Origin of the sequence: Oceanobacillus damuensis, assembly GCF_001618145.1 — a bacterium.
Taxonomy (GTDB): Bacteria; Bacillota; Bacilli; order Bacillales; family Amphibacillaceae; genus Oceanobacillus; species Oceanobacillus damuensis.
In genome coordinates, this window is sequence record NZ_LQNF01000010.1 from 35,169 (window position 1) to 60,866 (window position 25,698).

25 protein-coding genes and 1 pseudogene are annotated in these 25,698 nt (G+C 41.3%); 15 read left to right on the forward strand and 11 right to left on the reverse strand.

What is annotated here, in order from left to right:
• Positions 1 to 28: 28 nt before the first annotated feature.
• Together A4245_RS09220 and A4245_RS09225 are read right to left on the reverse strand one after the other, a co-directional pair.
• The gene (locus tag A4245_RS09220; RefSeq protein ID WP_067727438.1) at positions 29 to 721 is read right to left on the reverse strand and encodes an MBL fold metallo-hydrolase; all 693 of its coding nucleotides are present in this window, start codon (positions 719 to 721) and stop codon (positions 29 to 31) included.
• Positions 718 to 1,350: a TetR/AcrR family transcriptional regulator gene (locus A4245_RS09225; protein ID WP_067727439.1), complete on the reverse strand. Its 633-nt coding sequence runs from the start codon at positions 1,348 to 1,350 to the stop codon at positions 718 to 720. Before A4245_RS09225 ends, A4245_RS09220 begins: the two co-directional genes overlap by 4 nt.
• 413 nt (positions 1,351 to 1,763) lie before the next feature.
• Between A4245_RS09225 and A4245_RS09230 the strand changes: the two genes are divergently transcribed.
• Positions 1,764 to 2,666, forward strand: coding sequence for an AEC family transporter (locus A4245_RS09230; protein WP_067727440.1), 903 nt, complete (start codon positions 1,764 to 1,766; stop codon positions 2,664 to 2,666).
• A gap of 106 nt (positions 2,667 to 2,772) precedes the next feature.
• Here the strand turns inward: A4245_RS09230 and phnE (A4245_RS09235) are convergent, their stop codons facing one another.
• From phnE (A4245_RS09235) to A4245_RS09250, 4 genes are all read right to left on the reverse strand, one after another.
• On the reverse strand, positions 2,773 to 3,579 hold the full coding sequence (gene phnE / locus A4245_RS09235) for a phosphonate ABC transporter, permease protein PhnE (protein WP_067727441.1): 807 nt from the start codon (positions 3,577 to 3,579) through the stop codon (positions 2,773 to 2,775).
• A gap of 15 nt (positions 3,580 to 3,594) precedes the next feature.
• Complete coding sequence (phnE, locus tag A4245_RS09240) at positions 3,595 to 4,410, reverse strand: phosphonate ABC transporter, permease protein PhnE (protein ID WP_067727442.1); 816 nt, start codon at positions 4,408 to 4,410, stop codon at positions 3,595 to 3,597.
• A complete protein-coding gene (gene phnC / locus A4245_RS09245) occupies positions 4,400 to 5,176 on the reverse strand; it encodes a phosphonate ABC transporter ATP-binding protein (RefSeq protein ID WP_067727443.1) in 777 nt (258 codons plus the stop codon). The genes phnE (A4245_RS09240) and phnC overlap by 11 nt, the downstream gene beginning before the upstream one ends.
• A 141-nt stretch (positions 5,177 to 5,317) precedes the next feature.
• Positions 5,318 to 6,418: a phosphate/phosphite/phosphonate ABC transporter substrate-binding protein gene (locus A4245_RS09250; RefSeq protein WP_234402387.1), complete on the reverse strand. Its 1,101-nt coding sequence runs from the start codon at positions 6,416 to 6,418 to the stop codon at positions 5,318 to 5,320.
• Positions 6,419 to 6,680: 262 nt separating this feature from the next.
• Between A4245_RS09250 and trhA the strand changes: the two genes are divergently transcribed.
• A complete protein-coding gene (gene trhA / locus A4245_RS09255) occupies positions 6,681 to 7,322 on the forward strand; it encodes a PAQR family membrane homeostasis protein TrhA (protein WP_067727555.1) in 642 nt (213 codons plus the stop codon).
• A gap of 103 nt (positions 7,323 to 7,425) precedes the next feature.
• Here trhA and A4245_RS19680 read toward each other — a convergent pair.
• Positions 7,426 to 7,753: pseudogene (locus A4245_RS19680) on the reverse strand (multicopper oxidase domain-containing protein); the annotation flags it as partial.
• A gap of 495 nt (positions 7,754 to 8,248) precedes the next feature.
• On the opposite strand from A4245_RS19680, the gene metK reads away from it, so the two are divergent.
• The 10 genes from metK (at position 8,249) to opp4C (ending at position 19,575) form a co-directional block, all read left to right on the forward strand.
• The gene (metK, locus tag A4245_RS09260; RefSeq protein WP_157087692.1) at positions 8,249 to 9,439 is read left to right on the forward strand and encodes a methionine adenosyltransferase; all 1,191 of its coding nucleotides are present in this window, start codon (positions 8,249 to 8,251) and stop codon (positions 9,437 to 9,439) included.
• Positions 9,436 to 10,935 carry an aminotransferase class I/II-fold pyridoxal phosphate-dependent enzyme gene (locus A4245_RS09265; protein WP_067727445.1) on the forward strand — a complete coding sequence of 500 codons (1,500 nt, stop codon included), beginning with the start codon at positions 9,436 to 9,438 and terminating at the stop codon, positions 10,933 to 10,935. Before metK ends, A4245_RS09265 begins: the two co-directional genes overlap by 4 nt.
• A 12-nt stretch (positions 10,936 to 10,947) precedes the next feature.
• The gene (gene speD, locus A4245_RS09270; protein WP_199860669.1) at positions 10,948 to 11,370 is read left to right on the forward strand and encodes an adenosylmethionine decarboxylase; all 423 of its coding nucleotides are present in this window, start codon (positions 10,948 to 10,950) and stop codon (positions 11,368 to 11,370) included.
• A complete protein-coding gene (gene speE, locus A4245_RS09275; protein ID WP_067727446.1) occupies positions 11,370 to 12,224 on the forward strand; it encodes a polyamine aminopropyltransferase in 855 nt (284 codons plus the stop codon). Before speD ends, speE begins: the two co-directional genes overlap by 1 nt.
• Positions 12,214 to 13,071 carry an agmatinase gene (gene speB, locus A4245_RS09280; RefSeq protein WP_067727447.1) on the forward strand — a complete coding sequence of 286 codons (858 nt, stop codon included), beginning with the start codon at positions 12,214 to 12,216 and terminating at the stop codon, positions 13,069 to 13,071. Before speE ends, speB begins: the two co-directional genes overlap by 11 nt.
• Positions 13,072 to 13,676: 605 nt before the next feature.
• Positions 13,677 to 14,678, forward strand: a complete 1,002-nt coding sequence (locus tag A4245_RS09285; RefSeq protein ID WP_067727448.1) for an ABC transporter ATP-binding protein — start codon at positions 13,677 to 13,679, stop codon at positions 14,676 to 14,678.
• Entirely contained in the window at positions 14,659 to 15,663 is a 1,005-nt protein-coding gene (locus tag A4245_RS09290; protein ID WP_324609854.1) for an ABC transporter ATP-binding protein, read from the forward strand. Before A4245_RS09285 ends, A4245_RS09290 begins: the two co-directional genes overlap by 20 nt.
• Positions 15,664 to 15,768: 105 nt before the next feature.
• On the forward strand, positions 15,769 to 17,580 hold the full coding sequence (locus A4245_RS09295) for a peptide-binding protein (protein WP_407668381.1): 1,812 nt from the start codon (positions 15,769 to 15,771) through the stop codon (positions 17,578 to 17,580).
• A gap of 91 nt (positions 17,581 to 17,671) precedes the next feature.
• Positions 17,672 to 18,640, forward strand: coding sequence for an ABC transporter permease (locus A4245_RS09300; RefSeq protein WP_067727450.1), 969 nt, complete (start codon positions 17,672 to 17,674; stop codon positions 18,638 to 18,640).
• Between the two features lie 11 nt (positions 18,641 to 18,651).
• Positions 18,652 to 19,575: an oligopeptide ABC transporter permease gene (gene opp4C, locus A4245_RS09305; RefSeq protein WP_067727451.1), complete on the forward strand. Its 924-nt coding sequence runs from the start codon at positions 18,652 to 18,654 to the stop codon at positions 19,573 to 19,575.
• 181 nt (positions 19,576 to 19,756) lie between these two features.
• Here the strand turns inward: opp4C and A4245_RS09310 are convergent, their stop codons facing one another.
• Entirely contained in the window at positions 19,757 to 19,942 is a 186-nt protein-coding gene (locus tag A4245_RS09310; RefSeq protein ID WP_067727452.1) for a hypothetical protein, read from the reverse strand.
• 147 nt (positions 19,943 to 20,089) lie between these two features.
• Here A4245_RS09310 and A4245_RS09315 point away from each other — a divergent pair, with 147 nt between their 5' ends.
• The gene (locus tag A4245_RS09315) at positions 20,090 to 20,863 is read left to right on the forward strand and encodes a DUF2268 domain-containing putative Zn-dependent protease (RefSeq protein ID WP_067727453.1); all 774 of its coding nucleotides are present in this window, start codon (positions 20,090 to 20,092) and stop codon (positions 20,861 to 20,863) included.
• Positions 20,864 to 20,982: 119 nt separating this feature from the next.
• Here the strand turns inward: A4245_RS09315 and A4245_RS09320 are convergent, their stop codons facing one another.
• Complete coding sequence (locus A4245_RS09320; RefSeq protein ID WP_067727454.1) at positions 20,983 to 21,243, reverse strand: LSm family protein; 261 nt, start codon at positions 21,241 to 21,243, stop codon at positions 20,983 to 20,985.
• A 304-nt stretch (positions 21,244 to 21,547) separates the two neighbouring features.
• Between A4245_RS09320 and A4245_RS09325 the strand changes: the two genes are divergently transcribed.
• Positions 21,548 to 22,363 carry an STAS domain-containing protein gene (locus A4245_RS09325; RefSeq protein ID WP_067727455.1) on the forward strand — a complete coding sequence of 272 codons (816 nt, stop codon included), beginning with the start codon at positions 21,548 to 21,550 and terminating at the stop codon, positions 22,361 to 22,363.
• A gap of 321 nt (positions 22,364 to 22,684) precedes the next feature.
• On the opposite strand, the gene A4245_RS09330 is transcribed toward A4245_RS09325, so the two are convergent.
• A complete protein-coding gene (locus tag A4245_RS09330; RefSeq protein WP_067727456.1) occupies positions 22,685 to 24,163 on the reverse strand; it encodes a glycine betaine uptake BCCT transporter in 1,479 nt (492 codons plus the stop codon).
• A 193-nt stretch (positions 24,164 to 24,356) separates the two neighbouring features.
• Here A4245_RS09330 and A4245_RS09335 point away from each other — a divergent pair, with 193 nt between their 5' ends.
• Positions 24,357 to 25,094: a YkgJ family cysteine cluster protein gene (locus A4245_RS09335; protein ID WP_067727457.1), complete on the forward strand. Its 738-nt coding sequence runs from the start codon at positions 24,357 to 24,359 to the stop codon at positions 25,092 to 25,094.
• 125 nt (positions 25,095 to 25,219) lie between these two features.
• Here A4245_RS09335 and A4245_RS09340 read toward each other — a convergent pair whose 3' ends face one another.
• Complete coding sequence (locus A4245_RS09340) at positions 25,220 to 25,657, reverse strand: S1 domain-containing RNA-binding protein (protein ID WP_067727458.1); 438 nt, start codon at positions 25,655 to 25,657, stop codon at positions 25,220 to 25,222.
• Positions 25,658 to 25,698 lie beyond the last annotated feature (41 nt).

Below are 25,698 nucleotides of genomic sequence, written 5' to 3' on the forward strand. Positions count from 1 at the left end.
GTAAGTATATCCACGCTTTACTAGTAACCTAGCTAATCTTCTCATGCAGTTCTTTTTCCATTTTGTTAACATACACATCCAATTGCTGTGCGGGGTCATAAACGGTGCTGCCATGACAAACCTCCAATGTCTTCGGATTCAGTTTCTGGATAATCATGCCGCTCTTAACAGCGTCCTTCATATCTCCAGTAAACATGGGCATAGGCTTGTGAAGTCTCCCTTTCTTGCTCGTAAAAAGGTCACCTCCCAACAACACTCGATCCTCTTCGTGAAAGTAGGCGACATGGCCAGGCGAATGCCCGGGTGTGAAATATGGAGTGAGCCCGCAAACTGTTTGTAAATGGCCATATTCATCTGTTTCCAATGGTTTCACGAGCCCCTTTGGAACATTTTTCTCATGCTTTTTTCTTCTTGGATAGAGCTGATCACCTTCCATATATGGTATTTCAATCCCATGTGCGTACACAGGAACATTCTTTTCTTTCAAGATGCCTTGTAAAGCCCCAACATGATCAGAATGTCCATGTGTAAGGAGAATGCGCTTCAGGGGACCGATCTCCCGCTGCGCGAAAAATTTTAAAATTCCTTTAGCCATAAATGGCATCCCCGCATCGACAAGCGTGTAACCCCCATCCTTATCTTTAACAACCCATACATTTACAGATATCAGCATCCAGCTTTTCAAACTCCAAATATGCTCGGAGATTTTTCTGATTTTCATTCGTTTTCCTCTCCTTCTTTTAATTTTTCTTTAAAGCCCATGATGAGAATGTCAAATGCTAGAGTAAAGGTTGGCGTTATTCGCTCAATTAAAACCTCGGTAGGTTCATGCTGGTAGGAATAGGTGTTCAATATGCCATATAGGTTGTAGAAGTATATGCGGGAAAAAGCCATCAGTTGTTCAGTGTTGTCCGGTATAGAAAGGCTTTCTCCCAGCATCTGTTTCATTAATGCAAAAATTTCCAGCCGGACTTTGTTGATTTCCATGTCTGGATTGAGTTCATCTAATCGTGTTGACTTCGCGTTAATAAAAATGGAGAAGACATTTTTATTCCGTAAACAAAATTGGATAAACTCGTTGCTGATCTTTTTAAGTCTGTCCTCTGGGCTGTCAGACCCTGATTCGGTAATCTGTATCATGTTTCCCCGTAACTGCAGCAGGGCAGGCATTGATAATTGGTGCAGCAATTCTTCCTTATCTTTGAAATAAACATACATAGTCGTATGGGAGCAATTGGCTTCCTTAGCAATCTCTCTTATAGAAACCGCATCATATCCTTTTTTGGAAAAAAGTTTTTCTGCTGCCTTGAGCACTAACTTTTTCGTTTCCTCGGAACGCTTTGTTTTCAACTTTCCACTCACTCCTTTCAGCAATGAATTTATTCGGATCTATCAAAACTAACCACTGGTTATAATATAACCGGTGGTTAGTTTTATGTCAATATATTTTCTGATTTTTTTGGCAGCGGATTGATAGATTGGCTAATTATGGATTGAGGGGAGTGCAATCGAGGACTAGGAGATTTTCAACGAATAGGGGCAAAAAAATTGAGAGTTGGGTACCGGTAATTGTTCCTCTTTGGTTCATGGTAACTGACTGAAAAGGTCCGGGCAGAATGGTAACATTTCTACATGTCGGTTGGTTTTATTGGCGACAATATGTAGCTTTTTTCTATAGGTTTGAGATATGAATATGATACGATGTGTAAGCATCTATTTTTAAATTTCTAAAATCTAATGATTCTTAGACAGGAGCATCAGCATTGTCCAGTTTTAATGAACAGTTTATATATTCAATTATCATTATTGCATTAGGCTATATCTTGAAGAAGTCGACGATTATTAAAGAAACAGATGGAGAAGGTCTGTCAAGAATTATTTTTAATATTACACTCCCTGCACTCATTCTCGTGACATTTAATGATATAACAATCGAATATTCTTTATTTGTACTGATCCTGATTGGGTTTGCTTATGGATTGTTTGCAGCGTTTTTAGGGATTCTCGTATTCAGGAAACAGACAAGGAATATAAAAGGGATGCTGGCAATGATGGTACCGGGGTTCAATATTGGTCTCTTTGCCTATCCACTGGTGGAAGGTATCTGGGGAAGGGAAGGGGTACAGCATTTCGGGATGTTTGATGTCGGTAATTCATTTATCGTATTTGGAGTTTGCTATTTTATAGGCAGTTATTATGCAGGGGAAGACGTTCGCTTGGATATAAAAACGATGTTGGGAAAGATGATCCGATCGATTCCTCTGATGACCTACATGGTTGTACTGCTCCTGAATTTAGTGGACTTTAAACTGCCATCCGTTATCATCGGAACAGCTGATATCATCTCGCTTGCAAATATGCCATTATCGTTGCTGTTGCTTGGTATTTATTTGAACTTCAAGTTTGATAGAAGGTACATAAACCTTATTTTCAAATACATGGCAGTAAAATATATACCGGGGATCATTGTAGGTGTAGCGCTGGTTATCCTGCTGCCATACGATGATATGTTCAAATATACGGTACTGATCGGGCTGCTATTGCCGACTTCGATGTCAATTCTGCCATATGCAGTTGAATTTGAATATGATAAACGATTTGTGGGCACTGTATCCAACCTGACGATCATAACCAGCTTCATCCTCATATGGATCATCGCCAATTAGGTGCCTGTCACTCCCCGGTTTTTGTCAATTTTTGTCGATAGATTCATTGTTGGTCAGTAGATTCTTTCGACAAACATCGACATATTTCGGGGAGTGACAGGCACCATCAGCCTCTTACCAATCTCGTTCTTAATTTGTTGGAAACAACATCAACGATAAGAATTAGTATAACAAGTCCAATCAAAATAGAGCCGACTTCCTGCCAGCGATAGGAATTCATGGCGAAAATCAACGGTGCGCCAATTCCGCCGGCGCCAACGAGTCCAAGAACAGCGGCATCCCGCAGGTTCATGTCAAAACGGTAAATCATGATTGACAGAAACATGGCAAATAATTGTGGAACAATACCATATCTGATTTTCTCGAAGGTCGTACAACCAATAGAGCTCATTGATTCAAGCACACTGATATCCAAATCTTCAATAGCATCCACATAAAGCTTGGAAAGCATCCCAATCGAAGTCAATGACATTGTCAGGACACCAGCGAATGGGCCTGTACCTGTGACACGGATGAACATTAGGCCGTAGACAATCGCGGGAACGGTACGTATGGCTATCAAAAGTATCTTTGTCATATATGCAATTGGCACAGGCACGATATTGGATGCCGACAAGAAGGCAAGCGGGACCGCCAGAAGGGACCCGATAATTGTTCCTAAAAATGCAATTGCGATTGTTTCGATCAATAGATAGGCAACACCACTTTGGGTCATATCAAACAAAAGATTCAGATCAGGATTCAGAATTCCGAGAATGATATTGGAAGCGATCATCAGGCCACTGCTGTCCATTTTTTCCAAATCAATCGTGGTTGCTGACCAGATAAACAGGATGCACAAAATAATTGAAACAGTAAGTATATAGTTCAGGTTTTTCGGTTCTTCAAGCAATCGTTTTTCCACAGCAGTCATCACTTATGACCTCCCCTAATTCAGTTTTTTTCTGAAATGCTCGCTTATGTTCTCGATAATAAAAACCGTAATGATCAGCATAAGCAGAATCATCCCGACATTTGGATAGTTGCGCCAGCCAATGCCTTCATTTAACAGAAGTCCGACGCCACCAGCACCAACATAGCCGAGGATAGCGGCATATCGAACATTTCCTTCAAAACAGAATAAGGAAGTAGAAAGGTAATTAGGCAGAATCTGAGGGACGATCGCATATCGAAAGGCTTGGATTTTCGTCAGTCCCATCGACTCTATTGCTTCAAACGCACCCATATTCACATTTTCAATTTGTTCATATAATAGCTTTCCTACGTATGCCAAGGTGAACAGGAAGATGGCAACCGTACCTGCCAATGTCCCTAAACCAAAGATAAATGTTGCAATCAGAGCAGAAACCAGTGTAGGCAGTGTCCGCAATATACTTAGCAAAAATTTGGAGATGCCTGCAATCAGCTTGTTCCTCGTAATGTTTGATGATGCCAGCACTGCTGCAGGTACTGCTGCTATCGCACCCAATAAAGAGCCGAGCAGAGACATTTTGATTGTATCCAATAATGGACCCCAAAGATGGGGTAAATACTCCCACGTAGGGGGGGTCATCTGGCCGATAATCACAAAGAATTCATCCCACCGGTCCATAAGAAGTTCCATATCGAATCCTGTAATTTCAATCGATACGATCACTGAAATAAGTATGAGAGCAATTACGAAGGGTATGCGCGTTCTTTTCTCCGACACTATTTTTCCATTTGGCAACGTTATTTTTTTAGGCAGAAAAATTTTATCGTACATATTCAGTCACTTCCTCTGTCAATTCGGTCCGATTTTTCCCGTATATTTTATCCAAAACAGGGTCGGTTACTTCCGATGATTTCCCATCAAAAATGATTTCACCGTCGTAAATCCCTATGATCCGGTCAGCATATTCCAACGCAAGCTCGACATGGTGGATGTTCATGATCACAGAAATATTCATTTCCTGATTGATTTTCTTGAAGTCATCCATTACCTGTTTGGCCGTTACAGGATCGAGGGAGGCGACAGGTTCATCGGCAAGAATGATGGCGGGATTCTGGGCAATTGTCCGGGCTAATGCGACACGTTGCTGCTGCCCTCCGGAAAGCTGGTCGACACGTGAAAATGCTTTGTCTAAAATTCCTACCTGATCCAATGCCGATAAAGCAGCCAGCTTGTCCTGCCTGGAAAAGATCCCAAAAATCTTTCTCCATAGCGGCATTTCAGGCACATTTACTACGAGGACATTCTTTATAACTGTTGTGCGTGTTACAAGATTGAACGATTGGAAAATCATTCCTATCCCTCTCCGGAAGCTGCGGATTTCTTTTCCTTTCAATGTAGCCACTTCTGTGCCATTGACGATCAGCTTTCCACCTGTAATATCATGCATGCGATTGATGCAGCGTATTAACGTCGATTTTCCCGCTCCGGATAAACCGATCACTGCTACATATTCTCCCTGGTCAATTTTGAGATTGATGCTATGTAATGCTTGTACACCGTTTGGATATTTCTTTTCGACATCTATAAATTCTATCATGGCAATTCTCCATTCCTTTTAAACAGCTTAAAAATGCAATAATGGTGTTAACCCCAATTCTGGGCGAATAGCTAAGCCTTCTAAGAAAAAAGAGAACATCCACCAGGAATGTTCTCATGTTTTGGTCATCAGCCTAAGCAGTTATTCAGAACCAAGATCCTGGACAAGCTGCTGGGCAGCGCGCTCATTATCATAATCGGAATCTTCAGCTTCCATATATCCCTCGTGGTTATAGATTGCGATTACTTCTTTTCCTTCATCTGTCTCCGCAATATTAATAAATGCTTCCTGCAATGCAGCTTTTAAATCATCATCCATAATAGCTGAGTTTTTGCTGACACTGATTGTATCATTATAGATAGCAGGTGTTACACCAATCACATTAGTTTCATCCCAAATTGATTCACTTCGACCGTAATCATCTGTCCATGTATCAACATGATCCCTTCGTGCATCTGCGTATGTAACAAGTACATCAATCTGACCAGCTGCCAATCTGGCAAAAGAGCTACCATAGGAATCTGCCTGTACAACATTATCAAGGTCAGTGATGGTTTGATCAAAGTGATCCTTCAGCCATAGTGCTGGATAGATATATCCGGCAGGGGAGGAAGATGACATGACACTCCATGATGCACTGTTTACATCATCAAATGTCAGTTCTTCGCCATTATTCACTTTTTCAGCCAATTCCTGTCCTTTTTCGGAAGGACCGGCGATGAGCAGCGCACGGTACGAAGTTGTTTGTTCATCTGTCGGTTCTGTTGGCTTGTTGTCGTTCCAATCTTTAGCGTCATCTGAGTCATTGTTCAAGCCTGCTCTTGTAGATGTAAGAATTACTTCTGCACCATCGTCATACAAGACATAGGTGCCCCCAGGGATCAATCCGATATCTGTCGTGCCTGCTGACAGTGCTTCCCCAACAGCTTCGTAATTTGTTCCGACTGTAATATCAACTTCATTGACGTTATATCCTAATGTTGCTAATTCATCTGTCAGTAATTCCTTCAAAGGTTCTGTTGCGGTTACAATTTCATCCGGATCTCTTGATGGTACAAAGCCAATAGAAAGCTTTTCAATTTCCGTACCTGCATCTTCTTCTGCATTTTCCTCTTCACCAGTTGTACTTTCGTCGGCATCGTTATCTGTTGCAGATGCATCATCCGATTCCGAATCTCCACATGCTGCCAGCAGAACAACAAGCATGGTCATAGCAATAAAATACAAAACTCTTTTGTTCATTCTTTTTTCTCCCCTTCGTTATCAGTTATAAAAGCAGTTACTTTGCAAGTATAATTTAACGTTATTAATATTGTGTTAATTATTTGTAAAATATTGTTAAGAAATAGACTATTTAGATAGTTATTAACGTAAAGTGTCATGTTATCAGAAAAGATGTGATGAGGTATTTAGAAAAGAACCTTCAATTTATCGTTCAACTTCAAGGGATTCTCTAATCCTGTTATAATAAGTGCTACAGACGTTCAGAAAGTAGATGATTTTTTTGGCTGATACACACATTTTTTCCAAGGGTGAGGAGATTGCAAATGCAGTTACTCACGGTATTGGAGCGATTTTAAGTCTTTTGGGTCTAGTCGTGCTGATTATAGCTTCATCCATGCATGGCACGGTATGGCATGTCGTGAGCTTTACGATTTTTGGTACAACGATGTTAATTTTATATGTATCCTCTACGATGGTACATGCGTTGCTTCCGGGAAAGGCAAAAGATCTGTTTGAGATTTTTGACCATTCGTCCATCTATTTATTTATAGCAGGTACCTATACACCGTTCACTTTTCATATTATCCAGGGAACGCTTGGATGGGTCATGTTTGGGATTATTTGGTGCCTTGCCATCGGGGGAGTTATCTTTAAAGCCTTCTTTGTAAAAAAATATATGTTTACCTCCACACTGCTTTATGTATTAATGGGTTGGCTCGTTGTGGTCGGCTGGAATCAAATTGTTGAAAATTTACATAGCAACGGCGTTATCCTGCTTGTTATCGGTGGGCTTTTTTATACAGTTGGTGCTGTGTTTTATGTGTGGCGGGGGTTCAAATATCATCACCTGGTCTGGCATATTTTTGTTTTGGCCGGCACGACGGCACATTATTTCTGTGTACTTCTGTACTTATTGCCTTAGAAAAAGCACCACCTATCTAGGAGGAAAACTAGTTTATTTTAAAAGTAAAAGAAAAATGACTCCTTAGAAAACTTGGCATACGCCAAGCCTCTGGGCGTATGTCTTAGTTGCCTTCCTCATCTTCATTCGTTACGGTAAACGGCCGCATCATATCATAGTCCTCATGCTAAGAATGTGACAGTGCCATACATAATCTCCTTGGAATGGTGCTAATTTGGCGATGATTCTTGTCACTTGGCCTGAAGGAGCCTGAATAGTGTCTTTCCAGCCGCGCTCATTCGATGCTGGTGCCATAGGTGGTCCTGTATATATGATTTGCACATCCATTCATATCTTTCCAGATCGAACGGCTGGTGATCAAGTACTTGAAATTGAATCAAATGTATATGAATCGGATGGCCAAAACCGGTGACATTGATCAAAGACCAAATTATGACAAGCGCACAGAAATTGGGAAAAGCGCACAGAAATTGGGAAGGCTGATGTAATGGATTTGTCTATAATTTTTGGCTGAGAGGGGGATGATTTACTTTGGGGTGGCTGAAGTCTTGTGCTGCGATAATCGTGAACTATGGCTTAAAATTGTTTACTATGGCATATCCCTTATATTATGGCAGTTTTCTAGTGGGTACCGCCCGAACAACCTCTTTAATAAAAAAATGAATTGACATGTGTATGGTAATCGATTAGTATTATTCTCAGCATGAATAAAGTCTATCTTATTAATAGCCGTTGAGACGAGGGGTCGAAGAAGCGGTGGCAAACCAGTCCAAATCAATGATTTGGATATGGGGCCCAACCTGAGCGCAGAGCTTTTCTGTTCTGTGAACAATAAGAGGATAAGCAGCTGATATTAATCGAAGCTTTCCTTAGGTTGTGGGAGAGCTTTTTTTGTGCCTGAAACAGGAAATTTTTAGGAGGTATTTATATTGGCGGAGAAGATTTTATTCACTTCCGAATCGGTATCTGAAGGGCATCCAGATAAAATTGCAGATCAGATTTCTGATGCTGTACTGGATGCAGCACTGGAACAGGATCCGTTCTCAAGGGTAGCCTGTGAAGTGTTTACAACTACAAATACGGTGATAGTAGGCGGAGAAATCACTACTGAAGCCATTTTAGATATTGAAAAAATCGCAAGGGACACCTTGGTGGAAATCGGTTATACCGATGACAGACTTGGGATAGATGGGCGCACGTGCAATGTACAGGTGCTTGTACACACGCAATCCTCTGATATAGCAATGGGAGTTAATTCATCAAGCGATACGAAGGCAATTGGTGCCGGCGATCAAGGGATTATGTTTGGATATGCAACAGATGAAACAGCCAATTTGATGGCTTTGCCAATTGAAATGGCACATTCGCTTGTAAAAAAGGCTTCGCAATTAAGGAAAAGCGGAGAATTTAAATGGGCACGGCCTGATATGAAGTCACAAGTAACGATTGATTATACAAATCCCGAGAAACCCGAAATTGACACAATCTTAATGTCAATCCAGCATGATGGGGATTATGATAAAGAGGCATTTGAAGCGTATGTAATTGAACATATCATTAAAGAAACTGCAGGTGAGTTTCATTTAAATAAAACATTTCGGATTTTGATTAACCCAACAGGACGATTTGTTGTTGGTGGTCCCCACGGTGATGCCGGCCTGACTGGACGTAAAATCATAGTGGATACGTATGGCGGAGCTGCCCGTCATGGCGGCGGTGCATTTTCAGGTAAGGATTGTACAAAAGTTGACCGTTCCGCAGCATATGCTGCCAGATATGTGGCGAAAAATATCGTTGCAGCGGGACTGGCAAAAAAATGTGAAATCCAGTTGTCGTATGCCATTGGTATAAGTGAGCCTATCAGCATTGCTATTGAGACATTTGGAACCGAAAATGTATCTCATGAGCAGTTGCTGACAGCAATAAGGCAGATTTTTGATTTATCACCAGCAGGCATCATCGATATGCTAGACTTGCGCAAACCGCAATTTAAACAAGTAGCAGCCTATGGCCATTTTGGCAGAAGTGACATTGATGTGCCATGGGAAAGAACAGATAAGGCAGAGAATATTAAAGCGTTTTTGGCAACCTATGAATTTGCTGGAGTCGGCCAATGATTCACGGTGTAAAAAATGTTCCTGTCAAAAGCAATCCATTGGAAGACCAGGGAAAAATGCCATTGTTCGAAGCTTTGGTCCACTATGCAAAGCAGGATGTTACACCGTTTGATGTTCCGGGGCATAAAATGGGCGCACAACTAGATCCATTGAAAGAAGTTCTTGGTGATATGGCGATGCGAATGGATGTGAATTCCATGAAAGAGCTTGATCTCTTAAGCCATCCGCAAACCGTAATCAAGGAAGCACAAGAGCTTGCAGCGAAAGCTTTTGGAGCGGACCATGCATACTTTCTCGTTAACGGAACAACGATTGGCATCCTTGCGATGATGATGGCTGTCTGCAAACCGGAAGATACGTTGCTTGTACCAAGGAACGCCCATAAGTCCGTCATGGAGGGGATTGTCCTTAGCGGTGCTAGACCGGTATTTATTCAACCAGAAATAGACTACCATTTTGGTATTTCTCATAATGTTTCTGTTGCGAACGTTAAAAGAACACTAGAGGAGCATCCTGAAACGAAGGCATTGCTTGTCACCTATCCGACATACTTTGGGACAATGAATGATCTGACGGAAATTTGCCGTATTGCCCATGAAAAAAATGTAACGGTCATTGTTGATGGAGCACATGGAGCACATCTTGGCTTTATGCCAGATGAAATGACAGATCCGATGTCGGCTGGTGCAGATGCAGTAACGGTAAGCATGCACAAGACTGGTGGCTCGTTAACGCAGAGCTCCTTGCTTCTAATCAATCAAGACAGAATACCAGCAAAAATGATACAAAAGGTTTTGAATATGCTGCAGACCACGAGTGCAAATTACCTGCTGATGAGTTCACTGGATGTCGCCAGAAGAGAGTTGGTATTGCATGGAAAACAGCGTTATCGTGAATTAAAGACAGTCGTGGAAGAAGCGATAAAAGCAATTGAATCAGGCTCTCGCTATGAAGTATTGAAAGCTGATTATGTAAAAGACCAGTTTCATCAAAGCTATGACTGGACGAAGTTAGTCATCCGGGTGAATGGAATTGGATTAACCGGATTTGAGGTCTATCGTCTTTTGAAGGAAAAATACGGTGTTCAAATGGAGCTTGCTGAAGGGTATGTCATTATGGGAGTTATCAGCGGTTCCGACACGAAAGAATCAATTGACAGACTTGTCTTTGCCTTAAGGGAAATAGAAAAAAGCTTTGGAAAAAATGACGTACTCATGTCAACACAGGTAATCGCCGATCAGGTTAATGAACTTGTATTATGCCCCAGAGATGCCTTTTATAGGGAGCAGGAATCGATTGCAATCGAGGATGCTGTCGGCCGAATCAGCGCAGATACATTGATGATTTATCCACCAGGTATACCGCTTGTCATTCCAGGAGAACGAATTTCAGAAGATGTGGTCCGGCAATATCATTATTACGAGGACACCTTTGGAAATGTCCTTACAGAAACGAAAGAAGCGAACCATATTACAGTTATAAAGGAGAATGCATAAATGGGATTGGAAATAACAGCATTAGGGAGACATGTGTTGATTGAGTTTTACGGCTGCCCGAGTGACATCATTGAGAATAATGCATTGATTGAAAAGTTTATGCGGGGGGCGGCAGATTACTCTGGTGCCACAATTGTGGAATCTGTTTTCCATCATTTCAATCCATATGGAGTTTCGGGAGCGGTTATCATTGCAGAATCGCATCTGACAATCCACACATGGCCGGAATATGGTTTTGCTTCTGTTGATGTCTATACTTGCGGTGATTCGGTAAACCCATGGAAAGCAGCAGACTACTTGTCTGAAAAACTGCAGGCCAAAAAGACAGAATCATTTGAAGTACCGCGCGGCATGGTTGATAAAATCCGCCAATTCGCGGAACAGGAGATTGAAGAGGTAAAAGTGAAACCTCAGGAACTAGAAGGTGTTAAGTAATGAAATGGTATACCGAACAATGGAGTACAAATTGTAAATTTTCCATTGCATATGATAAAAAGTTATATAGTGAAAAGACGCCTTATCAGCAAATTGATTTTTACGAGGGAGAAGAATTTGGTACCTTTTTTACTTTGGACGGTTTGATGATGGTAAACGAAAAAGATGAATTTATTTACCACGACATGATTGTGCATCCTGCATTTGCAACAAACCCACGGATTAAAAAGGTATTGATCATTGGTGGGGGAGATGGCGGTACAGCCCGTGAAGTGCTGCGTTATTCCAATGTGGAAGAAGTAGTAATGGCAGAAATCGACGAGCGTGTTTTCCGTTTATGCCAGCAATATTTGCCTGTTACTGCAAATGGTGTGGAAGAAGACAGCAGAATGGAATTGCGTTTTGAAGATGGGTTGGAATATGTAAGAAATGCACCAGATCATTCCTTTGATCTCATTCTAGTAGATTCAACCGATCCTGTTTCAGTTGGCGAAGGTCTATTTACAACTGAGTTTTACAAGGAATGTTATCGTGTATTAAATGAAGATGGTATTTTGATCAATCAGCATGAATCCCCGTATTTTGCTGAATATGCCGAGAACATGAAAAAAGCTCACCGGAAAATTAAAGATATTTTTCCGCTGACACATGTTTATCAATACCATATGCCAACATACCCTTCAGGTCACTGGTTGTTTGGATTTGCATCTAAATCCATTGATCCCCTGAAGGACATGGATGCAGAGGCCTGGAACAATTTTGGGATCAAGACGAAGTATTATAATACAGATCTTCACAGAGGTGCCTTTGGTTTGCCGAATTACGTGAAGGAGGCACTTCATCGTGAGAAATAAACGTAACATAAGCACCTTCATTGGCTGTGAAAGCTCCTATGATGAAGCAAAGATTGTTCTGTTTGGCGTGCCGTTTGATGGGACGACAAGCTTTCGCCCAGGGACCCGCTTTGCAATGCAGGCAATCAGACAGGACTCCTATGGGCTGGAGACCTACTCGCCATATTTGAATAAAGATCTGGAAGAGCAAGCGATTTTCGATGGTGGCGATCTGGAGTTACCCCTAGGAAATACTGCCAAAACGATGAATCAGATCTTAGAATATACCGAGGAAGTATTGCAGGACGGTAAGAAATTCCTGATGGTAGGCGGAGAGCATCTGGTAAGCTTGCCAACAATTCAGGCTGCATATGAAAAATATCCGGATTTGCACCTTATTCATATTGATGCCCATACTGATCTGCGTCATGATTATCTGGGGGAAAAACTTTCACATGCATCGGTTATCCGCCGTTGTCATGAGTTTCTTGGTGACGGACGAATTTTCCAGTTTGGAATTCGCTCCGGACTCAAGGAAGAGTTCGAATGGGCGAAGGAGCACACGTATCTCGAAGCCTTTTCACTGGATACCCTGAAAGATAAAATACGTGAACTGCAGGACGTTCCTGTCTATATCACGATTGATCTGGACGTCCTTGATCCAGGTATTTTTCCCGGCACCGGAACACCGGAACCAGGCGGGATCACATACCGTGAATTATTGGTCGCCATCAATAGGCTTCAGGAACTGAATCAGATTGTAGCTGCTGATGTTGTGGAATTGTCTCCGCCCTATGATGCCTCAGGAGCATCGACAGCTATTGCCTGCAAAACGGTTAGAGAGCTGCTGCTTACGCTGGCAGATTAAATAACCTGAAGCCCTCGAGGGGCAGGAGCTTGAAGCGGCTGGTGATGAATTAATTTTGCTGTTCAAATATATTGCTTTCTTATTATATAAATACAAAGGAAAATCCGAACTAATTCGAATTCTAACTAAAGAATTCCGAATCATAGTTCGGATTTTTCTATAACTAAACCACTTTTGTCCTGCCCCTTTCCCCATGTTCAGAATATCGTTTTTCAATAGGGTGGCATCTAAAGGCCTCATACCTTACCATTTTACACATGCTTACCATACTGCTTCTCTTAAACTCGCGGCTCTCTACTATTCTATTCGCCCTTGATAAATTTGTATCCCTCCTTTTGTGTGATTGCGATTGCTGCAATAGTGATAACACACAAACCTATTAAATCGGGGATTGTCAGGTTTCAAATATCCCGACAACAGATGTTGAAAAGATCCTTATTCATGAATCTACATACTGAAATTAAAATCTTCTTTTTCAATTTAGTAAAATATGATCAGAATATTATTAAATTTAATAATATATTTTAAAATTGCAAATATAATAGTAAAAGAGATTGGTAGCCTGTCAAATTTATTCTATTATCGGTGCTGAATGGAGTGTTTGTATGAAAAATGGCCCAGTATTGGAAGTTAATCAATTAAAAACATATTTTTATTTACGCGATAATAAAGTGGCAAAAGCTGTCGATAATATTTCTTTTTCTATTTTACCGGGGGAGACTGTAGCAATTGTTGGGGAGTCAGGCAGTGGCAAAAGCATTACGGCACTCTCAATTATGAGGCTCATCAATAAGCCCGGCCGTATAGTGGACGGTGAAATTTTATTGGACAAGGAAGAGATCCACCGGTTTTCGCCGAAGCAAATGATGAAAATTCGCGGTAATGATATCGCGATGATTTTTCAGGAGCCAATGACTTCCTTAAATCCGGTGTTCACCATCGGAAATCAAATCATTGAAATTCTCAGGAAACATAAAAAGATGAGTAAAGGTGATGCAAGCAACAGAGCGATCCAGCTGTTAAAAATGGTAGGTATTCCAAGGGCAGAAGAAGTTATGAAAGAATATCCTCACCAGTTATCAGGAGGTATGAGGCAGCGTATCATGATTGCAATGGCAATATCCTGTGACCCGAAGCTGCTTATCGCTGACGAACCGACGACGGCGCTTGACGTTACAATACAGGCACAAATCCTCGATTTGATGGTGGAAATGAAAGAAAGATTCCAAATGGCTGTATTGCTTATTACGCACGACATTGGAATCGTCTCGGAATATGCAGATCATGTACTGGTCATGTATGGTGGTCAGATTGTGGAACAGGCTTCAGCAAAAGAGCTGTTACAGAACACAAAGCATCCTTATACAAAAGGTCTTCTGGAGAGCCTGCCGAATATCGATGATGATGTGGAGCGGCTTGGAACGATAAAAGGGACAGTCCCATCGGCATCTGATTTCCCAACAGGATGTCGATTTTCATCCAGATGTCCGAATGTAATGGAAAAATGCACACAATCCAATCCGGATTTGATGGAGATAGAAAAAGATCATTTTGTCAGGTGCTACCTGTATGAAGGGGGAATAAAAAATGACAATGAATACGTTTGAGGTTCCCCAAGACGTACTTGTTGATGTACGGAACGTCAAAAAGTATTTCCCTATAAAAGGTGGCATTCTGAAGCGGACGATCGGTCATCTGAAAGCTGTGGATGATATCTCTTTTCACATTCTGAAAGGAGAAACCTTGGGAATCGTGGGTGAATCCGGCTCCGGAAAATCCACTCTCGGCCGTGTCATACTTCGTTTATTGGATCCTACAGCTGGAAGTATTTATTTTAATGGAACAGATATATCCTATTTGAATCGAAAAGAGATTCGTCCGCATCGCCGGGATATGCAAATCGTGTTTCAGGATTCGTTTGCTTCCTTAAATTCAAAAATGAGTGTTGCCGAACTTGTGGAAGAACCGCTCCTTGTCCAAACAAAACTGTCAAAATCCGAGAGAAGGGAAGCCGCCGTTGAAATCATTGAGAAAGTCGGATTGCGGGCAGACGATCGGTTAAAATATCCCCATGAATTTTCAGGTGGCCAAAGGCAGCGAATCAGTATAGCCAGAGCGCTTATCACCCGACCAAAGTTCGTCATTTGTGATGAACCGGTCTCAGCATTGGATGTTTCCATCCAGGCACAGGTTCTTAATTTAATGAAGGATCTGCAGGATGACCTAGGATTAACCTATTTATTTATCGCCCATGATTTAAGTGTCGTAAAGCATATCAGCAATCGAGTCGCTGTGATGTATCTAGGGCGCATTGTTGAAATAGCTGACAAAAAATCCCTTTACGATAACGCCTACCACCCTTACACACAAGCATTACTTACTTCCATACCTGTCATAGATAACAATTCAGATGCAACACCGAGACGGACGAAAATTAAATTAACCGGTGATTTGCCAAGTCCAGCAGACCCGCCATCAGGATGTACGTTTCGGACGAGATGCCCGTTGGCCCATGATCGTTGTTCAATCGAAAGACCGGAACTAAAGGAAAAAGATAATGGGCACGTTGTAGCCTGTCATTTATATACATGACTTGATCCGCGAAATACCGATTTAGGAGGTGATTGAACTCAAAAAAAACAGATGATAAGTCCTATATTGTCGCACCTTGCAAAATTATCATGAGGGGGAATGAAATTGATTAATCGCAAGCATGGAATAGCGCTTCTTGTCTTACTTTTTCTGCTTAGTATGGTGATGGTTGCCTGTAATAATGAGACTGCAGAACCGGAAGAAGAAACAGAGGACCCAGTGGAGCAGGAGGATCCGGAGGAAGAATCTGAAGAGGAATCGGAAGCTCCAGATGAGGGCCCGCAAATGGGAGGTACACTGACAGGTGCTATGGACACCGCCCCTGCTGGTGTATTCAACCCAATATTTTATCAGGAGGCATATGAAGCAAACATTTTGGACTTTACCCATGAAGGTCTAGTGAGCCAAAATGAGAGTCTTGAGTTTGAAGCGAACCTTGCTAAGGAATGGACGATCAATGACGATAATACAGAGATTACATTAACACTCGAGGAAGGCGTCACATGGCATGATGGTGAACCATTTACTGCTGATGATGTCGTATATACTTACAAAGCAATTGCATCTCCAGGCTATATCGAAGCTGGAGGGGTGCGCACAGAATATGCAAACAAACTGGCAGGTTATGAAGCTTTCAACAGTGGAGAAACAGATGAATTTGAAGGTGTTGTAGCTGAGGATGATCATACAGTTACCTTTAAGTTCACAGAATCAAACGTAACGATCTTAAAGGATGTTTCTTTCCCGATTATTCCGGAACATGTTTTTGGAGAAGTTGCAATCGAAGATATACCTTCACATCCAGGAACGCTTGATGCGGGTGAAGTCATAGGTACAGGCCCATTTAAGTTTTCAGACATGCTGGAAAGAGAACAATATGTTCTTACAAAGCACGCAGACTATTGGAAAGGTGAACCATATCTGGATCAGATTGTATGGCGTATCGTTGATCAGTCGGTAATGCTTGGTCTGCTGGAAAATGGTGAAATAGACTTTATCTCCGATCCTAATGGTGTTCCGGCAGCTGATTTCGACACAGTAGCGGCACTCGATCACATTGAAATTATTGAGCAGACCGACTTTGGCTATCAGCTGATGGGCTTTAAAGTAAACCATCGAACAGATGCTGATGTCGATAGTGGAACGATCAACCAAGATAATTGGGTGCCTAACGAAGACATGAGTGAACAGCTGATCCGTCAGGCGATGGCGTATGCAATTGACCGTCAGGCACTTGTGGACAATTTATTGTACGGGCATGGTTCGGTAATCAATGCACCAATTGCACAACAGTTCTGGGCATATGATGAGAATGCTGTAACAGCTTATTCCTATGATCCTGATAAAGCGAATGAGCTGCTCGATGAAGCGGGCTATGTTGATACAAATGATGATGGGTACAGGGAAACACCAGCAGGAGAAGAGTGGGTCGTTAACTTGAACTATCCAACAGGGAATCAGCTTCGTGAAGCATCTGCGCCGATTCTTGCACAGTTCCTGGAAGCAGTCGGCATTAAAATTGATCTAAGACAACCGAAAGAAATGTCAGCATATGTGGAAGATTTGACAAATGATAATACAGATTGGGATCTTTACTTGATTGGCTGGAGTTTGGCCAGCGGTGACCCGGATCCATCCGGATTATGGAAATCAGGGGCAGCATACAACTTCTCCCGCTGGAACAATCCAGATTCCGATCAGTTAATCGAAGAAGCTATGCAGGCGCCGGAAGCTTTTGAACAAAGCTACCGGGAAGAAAAATACAGTGAATGGCAATCCGTTTTCTCTGAGGACCTTCCAGCCCTGCTTCTTTATGCACAAAACACAATATACGGCTTTAACGAAAGATTAAATGGCGTTGCTCCAATGCCATACAGTTTTATTAACGATCCACATTTATGGTGGGTATCTGAGTAAAAAAATTCTTTCCGGAAGAGCGTGCGTTGCTGGCGCATGCTCTTTGGTTTTAATTAATAAGCGTTGAAAATCAAGTCAAGGTGGGAGAATCATGTATAAATATATCATTCGCCGTATCCTTATTTTCATTCCTATGCTCTTCGCATTGACGATCATTGTATTTGGTCTGGCTCAATTGGCACCAGGGGATGCGTTAACTGGCGTTTCGCTCTCAGATCCGAATATAGATCCGGAAGTGTATGAGATGCAACGAGAAGCGTACGGATTAAACGATCCGATACCTGTTCAGTATTTTCGCTGGATCAGTTCTGTGGCACAGGGTGATTTGGGAAATTCACTCGTGTTTAACGGACGTTCTGTATCAGAATTGATTGAATCCAGACTTGCAAACACGATTTACCTGGGACTATTTTCATTGGCGATTACTATTATAGTAGCAATTCCGATCGGTATCTATTCTGCCAGACGTCCGTATTCATTGCTTGACTATGGTGCCACCGGTTTTGGCTTTCTAGGGCTTGCGATTCCTAATTTTTTTTTCGGGCTCATTGCCATTTACGTTCTTTCCATTAAGCTGGGCTGGTTTCCTGCACAGGGAACGCTGACAACACCAGGAGTGACAGGACTCGCGGCTATATTGGACCGCATTCATCATATGATTTTACCAGGAATAACGTTAGGTCTTGCAGGAACAGCGACATATATGCGCTATATGCGTTCCGAAGTCCTGGACGTGCTAGGCAGTGATTATATCCGTACTGCAAGAGCGAAAGGATTGTCGGAAAGCACCATTCTTTACAAGCATACACTTCGTAATGCATTGATTCCGATCATTACATTAATGGGTTTTGAGATCGGTGTATTGCTGAGTGGAGCGGTCATTACGGAACAGGTCTTTCAATACCCCGGGCTTGGCACGCTATTCCTAAGCTCTGTCACGAACCGTGATTATCCAGTAGTAATGGCAATTGCAATGATACTTGGAATTCTGATTCTTGTAGGTAATTTACTGGCTGATATCTTTTACAGTATTATCGACCCAAGAATCAGATACGATTGAGGTGAAAACATATGCAAGCAAACCCGAAGGAAACAGTACCAGAGCAGCCGGAAAGGAAGCACGGGAAAAATCTGAACAAAAGCTACAGTCCTTTTCAGCTTGGCGTGTACAGATTTTTGCAAAATAAAATGGCAGTAGTAAGTTTATTTATATTATTCTGCATTATCTTGGTTTGTATCATGGCTCCGGTTTTTACGGATATTGATCCGGAAGAAACGGACCTTCTGTTGATTGAAAAGGGACCAAGTGATGAGCATCTATTGGGTACAAACGGAACGGGCCAGGATAACTTCTCCAGATTGTTGTACGGTGGAAGGATTTCCTTGATTGTCGGTTTCAGTGCGATGTTTTTCACCCTGATTATCGGAGTCGTGCTCGGATCGTTGGCCGGTTATTACGGGGGCAAGATCGATAATGTAATAATGCGGGCAACAGATGTTATGCTGATGCTGCCGTTCCTCGTACTCGTTCTGACGATTATGGCTCTGATCGATAAAGTTACCATCGGATTATTTGTTACCATTATTGCTTTAACTTCCTGGCCGAATCTGACACGTATTATCCGGGGAACGTATTTATCGTTGCGTGAGCAGGAATTTGTACTGAGTGCACGGGCAATCGGAGCGACAGATTTCCGAATTATCTTTAAGCATTTTATCCCAAATGCGATCGGACCGATTGTCGTTAACGCAACCTTAATGATGGCTTCCTATATTATCATTGAGTCTGGTCTGAGCTTTATTGGTTTTGGTATTCCCAAGCCAACGCCCACATGGGGGAATATGATCTCAGAAGCTCAAAACATAAGGATTTTGCGCAATCATCCGGAAGCATGGATTCCTCCAGGATTAGGAATATTGATTACGGTTCTGTCTATTAATTTTATTGGAGATGGTTTACGGGATGCTTTTGATCCAAAAAGTAATCAAAGATAGGAACATTGTTTTTAGAAAACTTGGCTGTCACCAGAGCCTTTCGGTGACAGCCTTAGTTGCACTTATGCAGGTTGGTAAGTTTATGCTTTCCAGCCTGCCAGGGAATGGTTACCTGAATAAAACGAATAAAGAAACTACCATGAGTGGGAAGGAAACCCCTAAGCCCATGGTAGTTTCTTATTTATTTATTTATCATCTTTTTTACATAAGGTCGGAGTTCCATATAAATTTTTTCAATCTGATTTACAGTTGCAAACACTTGATCAATATCAATTTTTCCAACCTGCTGTTGAAGCGCATTAAACCTGCCATGCTCTCTCTGGCCATAATCATGATGAAAAGGTCGTCTCGGCCGTTCCGGAAACATTAGAAGATCACCACCTTTAACCGGTTCTCCATACAAAATATGCAGGAAAGAGCAATGTTGAAGATGGTTATCGCCTAAACAGTCATGGAACAAACTTCGTTACGGCGCATAATTTAAGCAGAGAAACAGACTGACGGAGGTGCTCGAATGGGAGTTATTCAAACCGATGAGTGGCTGCTTAAATCCTATGATAATCCAATTGAACTATGTAAGAAGCTGGAGGTTTATTTTAATGAGGTTTCAGCTTATGAAATTTATGATCACTTAAGAATGCATGGCATGTACCGCCCAATAAACCGTGGTAAAGAACAAATAAACCTCATGAAGAAGAGTGAAGTTTGGGCTGTTGTGCAAGAGCAATTATCAGGATTAAAGGAGAGATGGAATGGACCAGAAATTCCCGTTTTTATTTTTCCATCCGACACAACAAACCGAAAATTAACAAGAGATTTTAATGGAAAGTCAGGATTGGCATTTAAAGATAAACTTTTGCTGTTTATTTCAGCTGAAAATGAACGAAAGGAAATAGAAGCATTGCTGACACATGAATATAATCATGCATGCAGGCTGAACCGTTACAAAAAAAATATGGAAGACTATTGTTTACTTGATACGATTATTTTGGAAGGAATGGCGGAGTATGCTGTACAGGAACAGATTGGTGAAGAATATGTGGCAGGCTGGACGAAATATTATACGGATAACGAGCTGAAGGTATTATGGGAAGAAAGGATTTTTCCGCATCGGAATAAGATGAGAAAACATCCGTTACATGATAAATTACTGTATGGATTTTCGCTCTATCCCAAAATGCTCGGTTATAGTGTTGGCTATTACTTGATTATGAAATATACAAAGGAAAATAAGTCGAGTGCTGCAGAACTATTCACACTTCCTTCTGAACAATTTATCCGCATGTGACGGGAAGTTAGCCAATAGTTGATTGAATTTTCGCCTTTACTGATTTCCCCATTCAGAATGATGAAGCAGGGAATGAAACAGACAATGGTTTTCCGTCTGTTTCATTCCTGCTTTGATGCCTACCAGAAAAATGGAAGTAGTACCAATGTGGCTATCGCTCCTATAGCAATGCCTGCTCCAAACCCTGGTCTCCCAAAACCGTAACCATACCCATAACCAAATCCCCATAAATTTGGGTTGCGTCTGAGTGGTTGCAAATATACGTTTCTATCATCTACATCGCTGATAATCCCCCTGTGAATTCTACCATCAAGTGTTCTTATTTCAACAGCTCTGCCCCTGTTTCTCCGGCATACTGAATGATAATGTTCAAACGACATCTTTTCACCTCCGAATGGCTGTGCTAAGCTACAGGATAGTATATGCGAAACCTTCCTTATCTTAACGGCCTTATGCATCAGGGTATTTGCGGAAATTCTGGAGGAAAAGTTCGGGTTTGTGCAATAGGAAGCTGAGTGTATTGATTCCCGTGAATTGTTTGTGAACATTTTAAATTTAAACAGGAATTAGCACATTTTTATCGAAAAGCTTATAATAGGTATGTCAATGGTTTGAAATTTTGCAAGAAACAAACAGCTGACAGCATGCTGTAATTTAATTAGATTAAAAACGGAGTGAATACGAATGTCATCATTAAAGAGTTTTTCAGGCTACATAAATAAAAATGCCGAGTCTATTGCCAATGAAATAGTTAGGGATGTTGTTGAAGGTATGAAACTCGATATTTCGGAGCAGGAAGAAGAGCAGGCTTTTAATATGTATCATAATCTCTTCAAATTTTTAGGGGAATCGCTCATTGGCGAAAAAGAAGAAGTGATTCCAGTGTCCATGATTGAATGGAGCAAAAAAAATTCTGAAATGCAAATTAGATCAGGTGGTGATCTTATGGAAATCATTGTCCGATATCCACCTTCAAGGGAAATTATAATTGACCTAATAACCCGTATTAGTGAGAAATTAGAGCTTTCTGTGAAAGAAACTGCCTATATTATTAAGCGTATCAATAAAATGTTGGATATCAGTCTAAATGAAACCATTCTTACCTATAAACGCCTTTCAGATCAGGTAAAAGCTGAAACCCAAAAAGAAATCCTCAAATTATCTGCACCTCTTGTTCCTATTCAGGACGATATCGTAATCCTTCCATTGGTCGGTTATATTGGGCAGGAAAATGCGGAACATATCATGAAGAATGTAATCCCTAAAATCTCTGATATGGAAGTTGACCATGTGATCGCTGATTTTTCGGGTACATTGACAATAAATATACATATTGCAGATTTTCTTCACCAAACAGGGAGGGCGCTAAGCCTGATGGGAATACATGTCGTATTTACTGGTTTGCGTCCGGATATTGTGCAAACCATTGTAAATAGCAGAATAGATTTTTCCAACGTAGAAACCTATGCTACAGTGAAGCAGGCTGTGGAGAATTTATAGTGTGGAGCTGGCGTGGCTGTTTACGTTTATGAATTCATACTGCCAAAACATATGCTTTCTTATCCTTAAATAAAGGAGGCCGTAGAGAAGTTTAATTAGAAAAAAGATCCGAACAAGTTCGAATGCTGAACACCAGGTATATTATCCTTAGCAGTAAGTAGTATTGGTATGCTCGTAAAAGTATACGCAAACGAGATTTCTTAAACAGCGAGCAGAAATGGCAACGGTAAGAGCATCTAAGTAATTCTTAAAGAACACCCAAAAGCTTATGATTTTGGGTGTTCTTTCTGCTTGCATATTGTTTTTCAGTTAAATGGATTTTCATGACTTTAGTCTATCTTGCTTTAAGGCTTTATAGAAAGAAAAAACCATTAAAACCATTATAAATGAGAAAGGTAATGCAGCAACAATCAGCGCGTTCTGCAATGCTTGGAGTCCACCGGTGTAAAGGAGTACGGCAGCAATTGCCGATTGAAAGAAACCCCACACAAATTTGACAGATGTCGCCGGTGATAAAGAACCATTCGTTGTCTGCATACCGAGCACAAAAGTTGCCGAATCTGCCGATGTGATAAAGAAGGTTGTAATCAGGAGTATGGCGATAATTGATAAAACAACTCCAAATGGAAAGGTGTCAAACAATCCGAATAATGCTTGCTCATCCGGAAGCGCCGCAATATTCAGTCCATTGTTTTGTGCATTTATCCCTGAGATGCCAAATGCAGCGAACCAAAGGAAACTGACGATAGATGGTACGAGAAGCACTCCAGATAGAAATTCCCGTATCGTTCTGCCTCTTGAGATTCTGGCGATAAAGATTCCAACGAATGGAGACCAGGCTATCCACCAGGCCCAAAAGAAAACTGTCCAGTCGATCACCCACTGTCTTTCCCCTTGATCATTCGGCGATAAGCGTAAACTTTCTGTTGGAAGGGTTTGTACATAGGAACCAATCGAATCTGTCAACGAGTTGAGAATGTATTGAGTTGGTCCTAGTATCAAAGTGGCAAGGAATAATAGAGCAGCCAGCGTCATATTGACATTGCTCAAATATTTAATCCCCTTACTGAGTCCAGAGTATGCTGATATCATAAATAAAATCGTTACAATTATAATAATCAGAAGCTGTATGAGAAAAGAACTTTCAATCGCCAGCAGATAGGTAAACCCTCCATTAATTTGGGAAGCACCAAAACCAAGTGTTGTTGCTACTCCGACAATCGTTGCAAATACAGCAAGAATATCGACCGTTCTTCCCCAGGGCCCTTTCATTCTGGGGCCAAAAAGTGGCTCCAGTGTCACACTGATAAGACTTCTTTTTCCATGACGAAACGTAAAATAAGCCAGTATTAATGCGATGATTGCATAGATTGCCCATGCATGAATTCCATAGTGAAAAAACGTAACACGTAAGGCATCCTCTAGAGCTTCCGTTGTACCAGGCTCAGCCAAGGGGGGTGTCTTCAAATAGTGTGAGACAGGGGAAGCCACACCATAAAAGACAAGTCCGATTCCCACACCGGCACTGAAAAGCATTGCAAACCAGGAAGTATAACTGAATTCAGGTTTATCATCCTGACGACCGAGCCTGATTTTCCCATACGGGCTGAATATTAAGTATAAACAAAACACAGTAAAAAGCGTTACAATCAATAAGTAATACCAGCCGAAATGGACAGAAATATATGTCATCACTGCACTTGATATGCCTTCGAAATTATCCGGACCAACAATACCCCAAATGGATATGGCTAATGTGAGTGTCAGTGTTATCCAAAAGACGGAAGTTACTTTCTTCATTTTATTCTCCCTTCCCGCAGCATATGTAACTATTGCTTATAGTATTTCATAAAAATTATTGTCTATACCAAAAAGGATAGTGAATCTTACGTAAACACTTCAGTCCAGTTCTGGGAGGAACAGCCCTTTACTTTCCGGAGAAAATAGTGAACAATAGATTTATTAAAGTGAATGAGGCGGGGAGCTCGTTGAAATGGAAAAACTAAGATTTCTTACTTATGAAGAAATTCAAAATAAATGTGAACGATTAAGTGATGTATACGAAATAGATGAGGAAAAATTTTATGGAGTAGTGGAAAAATGGGCAAATGAGGAAACGGCTATTGAATCAAAGCTGCTGGCCAGTTTCGAAGAGTTGCTTCAGGTAGTGAGTAATGAGATAACGAGCATGGAAGCGGCACTCGAAATGAAACCTACCTGCAGAATGGGATGTGCTTTTTGCTGTTATTTCCCCATTATCGTAAATGAAATGGAAGCTAAGCTTATGAAGAAGGCGATTGGACATTTTCCTGAAGAGAGAAGGGGAAAGATTCAATCCCATCTATTGACATATTATCAAAAATATGGGGAGCAGCTGGACAGGCTGACGGCGCTTGATTTTGAGACTGAAAACAATTTTAAACGAACGTATATTGATCGCCAGATTCCATGTCCAATGTTAAATCCGGAGACAAATCAGTGTATGGCTTATGAAATTCGTCCGCTTCCATGTCGTACTTATATGAATTATACCGATCCGAAAGTTTGTTTTGAAAATGTGATGCCTAAGGAGACGGTCAGTTTTGAATTTCTGTATGAACAGTACATGGGAGCACTAAATGAGTTTATGCAATTTTTGAGTGAAGAAGGGGACACGGGTTTTGTAGATTATCCGAATGATATTTATGCAACAGATTATTTGGTTAATTGGTTAAGACCGTCTCAGAGATAAATAGAAATGTTAGAAAACTTGGTTGTCACCAAGCCTTTCGGCGACAGCCTTAGTTGCACTTATGGGGCAAAAAAAGGCAAGCCGAATTATATTCAGCTTGCCTATATCTATATGATCTCAGCCAATTATCCACGTCTTCCGCCTCTGCCGCCGCGCTTAGATTCGGTACTGCGTTTTAAGGTGAATAAATTTTCTTCACTGGTTTTTAAAAATTTAGCCATTTTATCTTCAAAACTTTCCTTTGGCTTGAAATTACCTTTAGGACGAGAGTCTCTGGTATTCCTGCTGTCCCTTCCCTGGCGTTCAGGACGCTTGGAATAGCCTTCAGGTCGGTCTATCGCTTTTTTAATGGATAAGGAAGTTTTTCCATCCTTTTCACTGATTACCTTTACTTCAATTTCATCGCCTACTGTAAGGTGATCATTAACATCTTTAACATAGCTGTCAGCAACTTCACTGATGTGCACGAGGCCAGTTGTACCTCCGGGCAGTTCTACAAATGCTCCAAAATTAGTGATACCGGTAACCTTACCTTTAACCTTACTACCTACTTCGATTGACAAAAAATTTCCCCCTCAATATTTATAAGACCAATTCATTATAC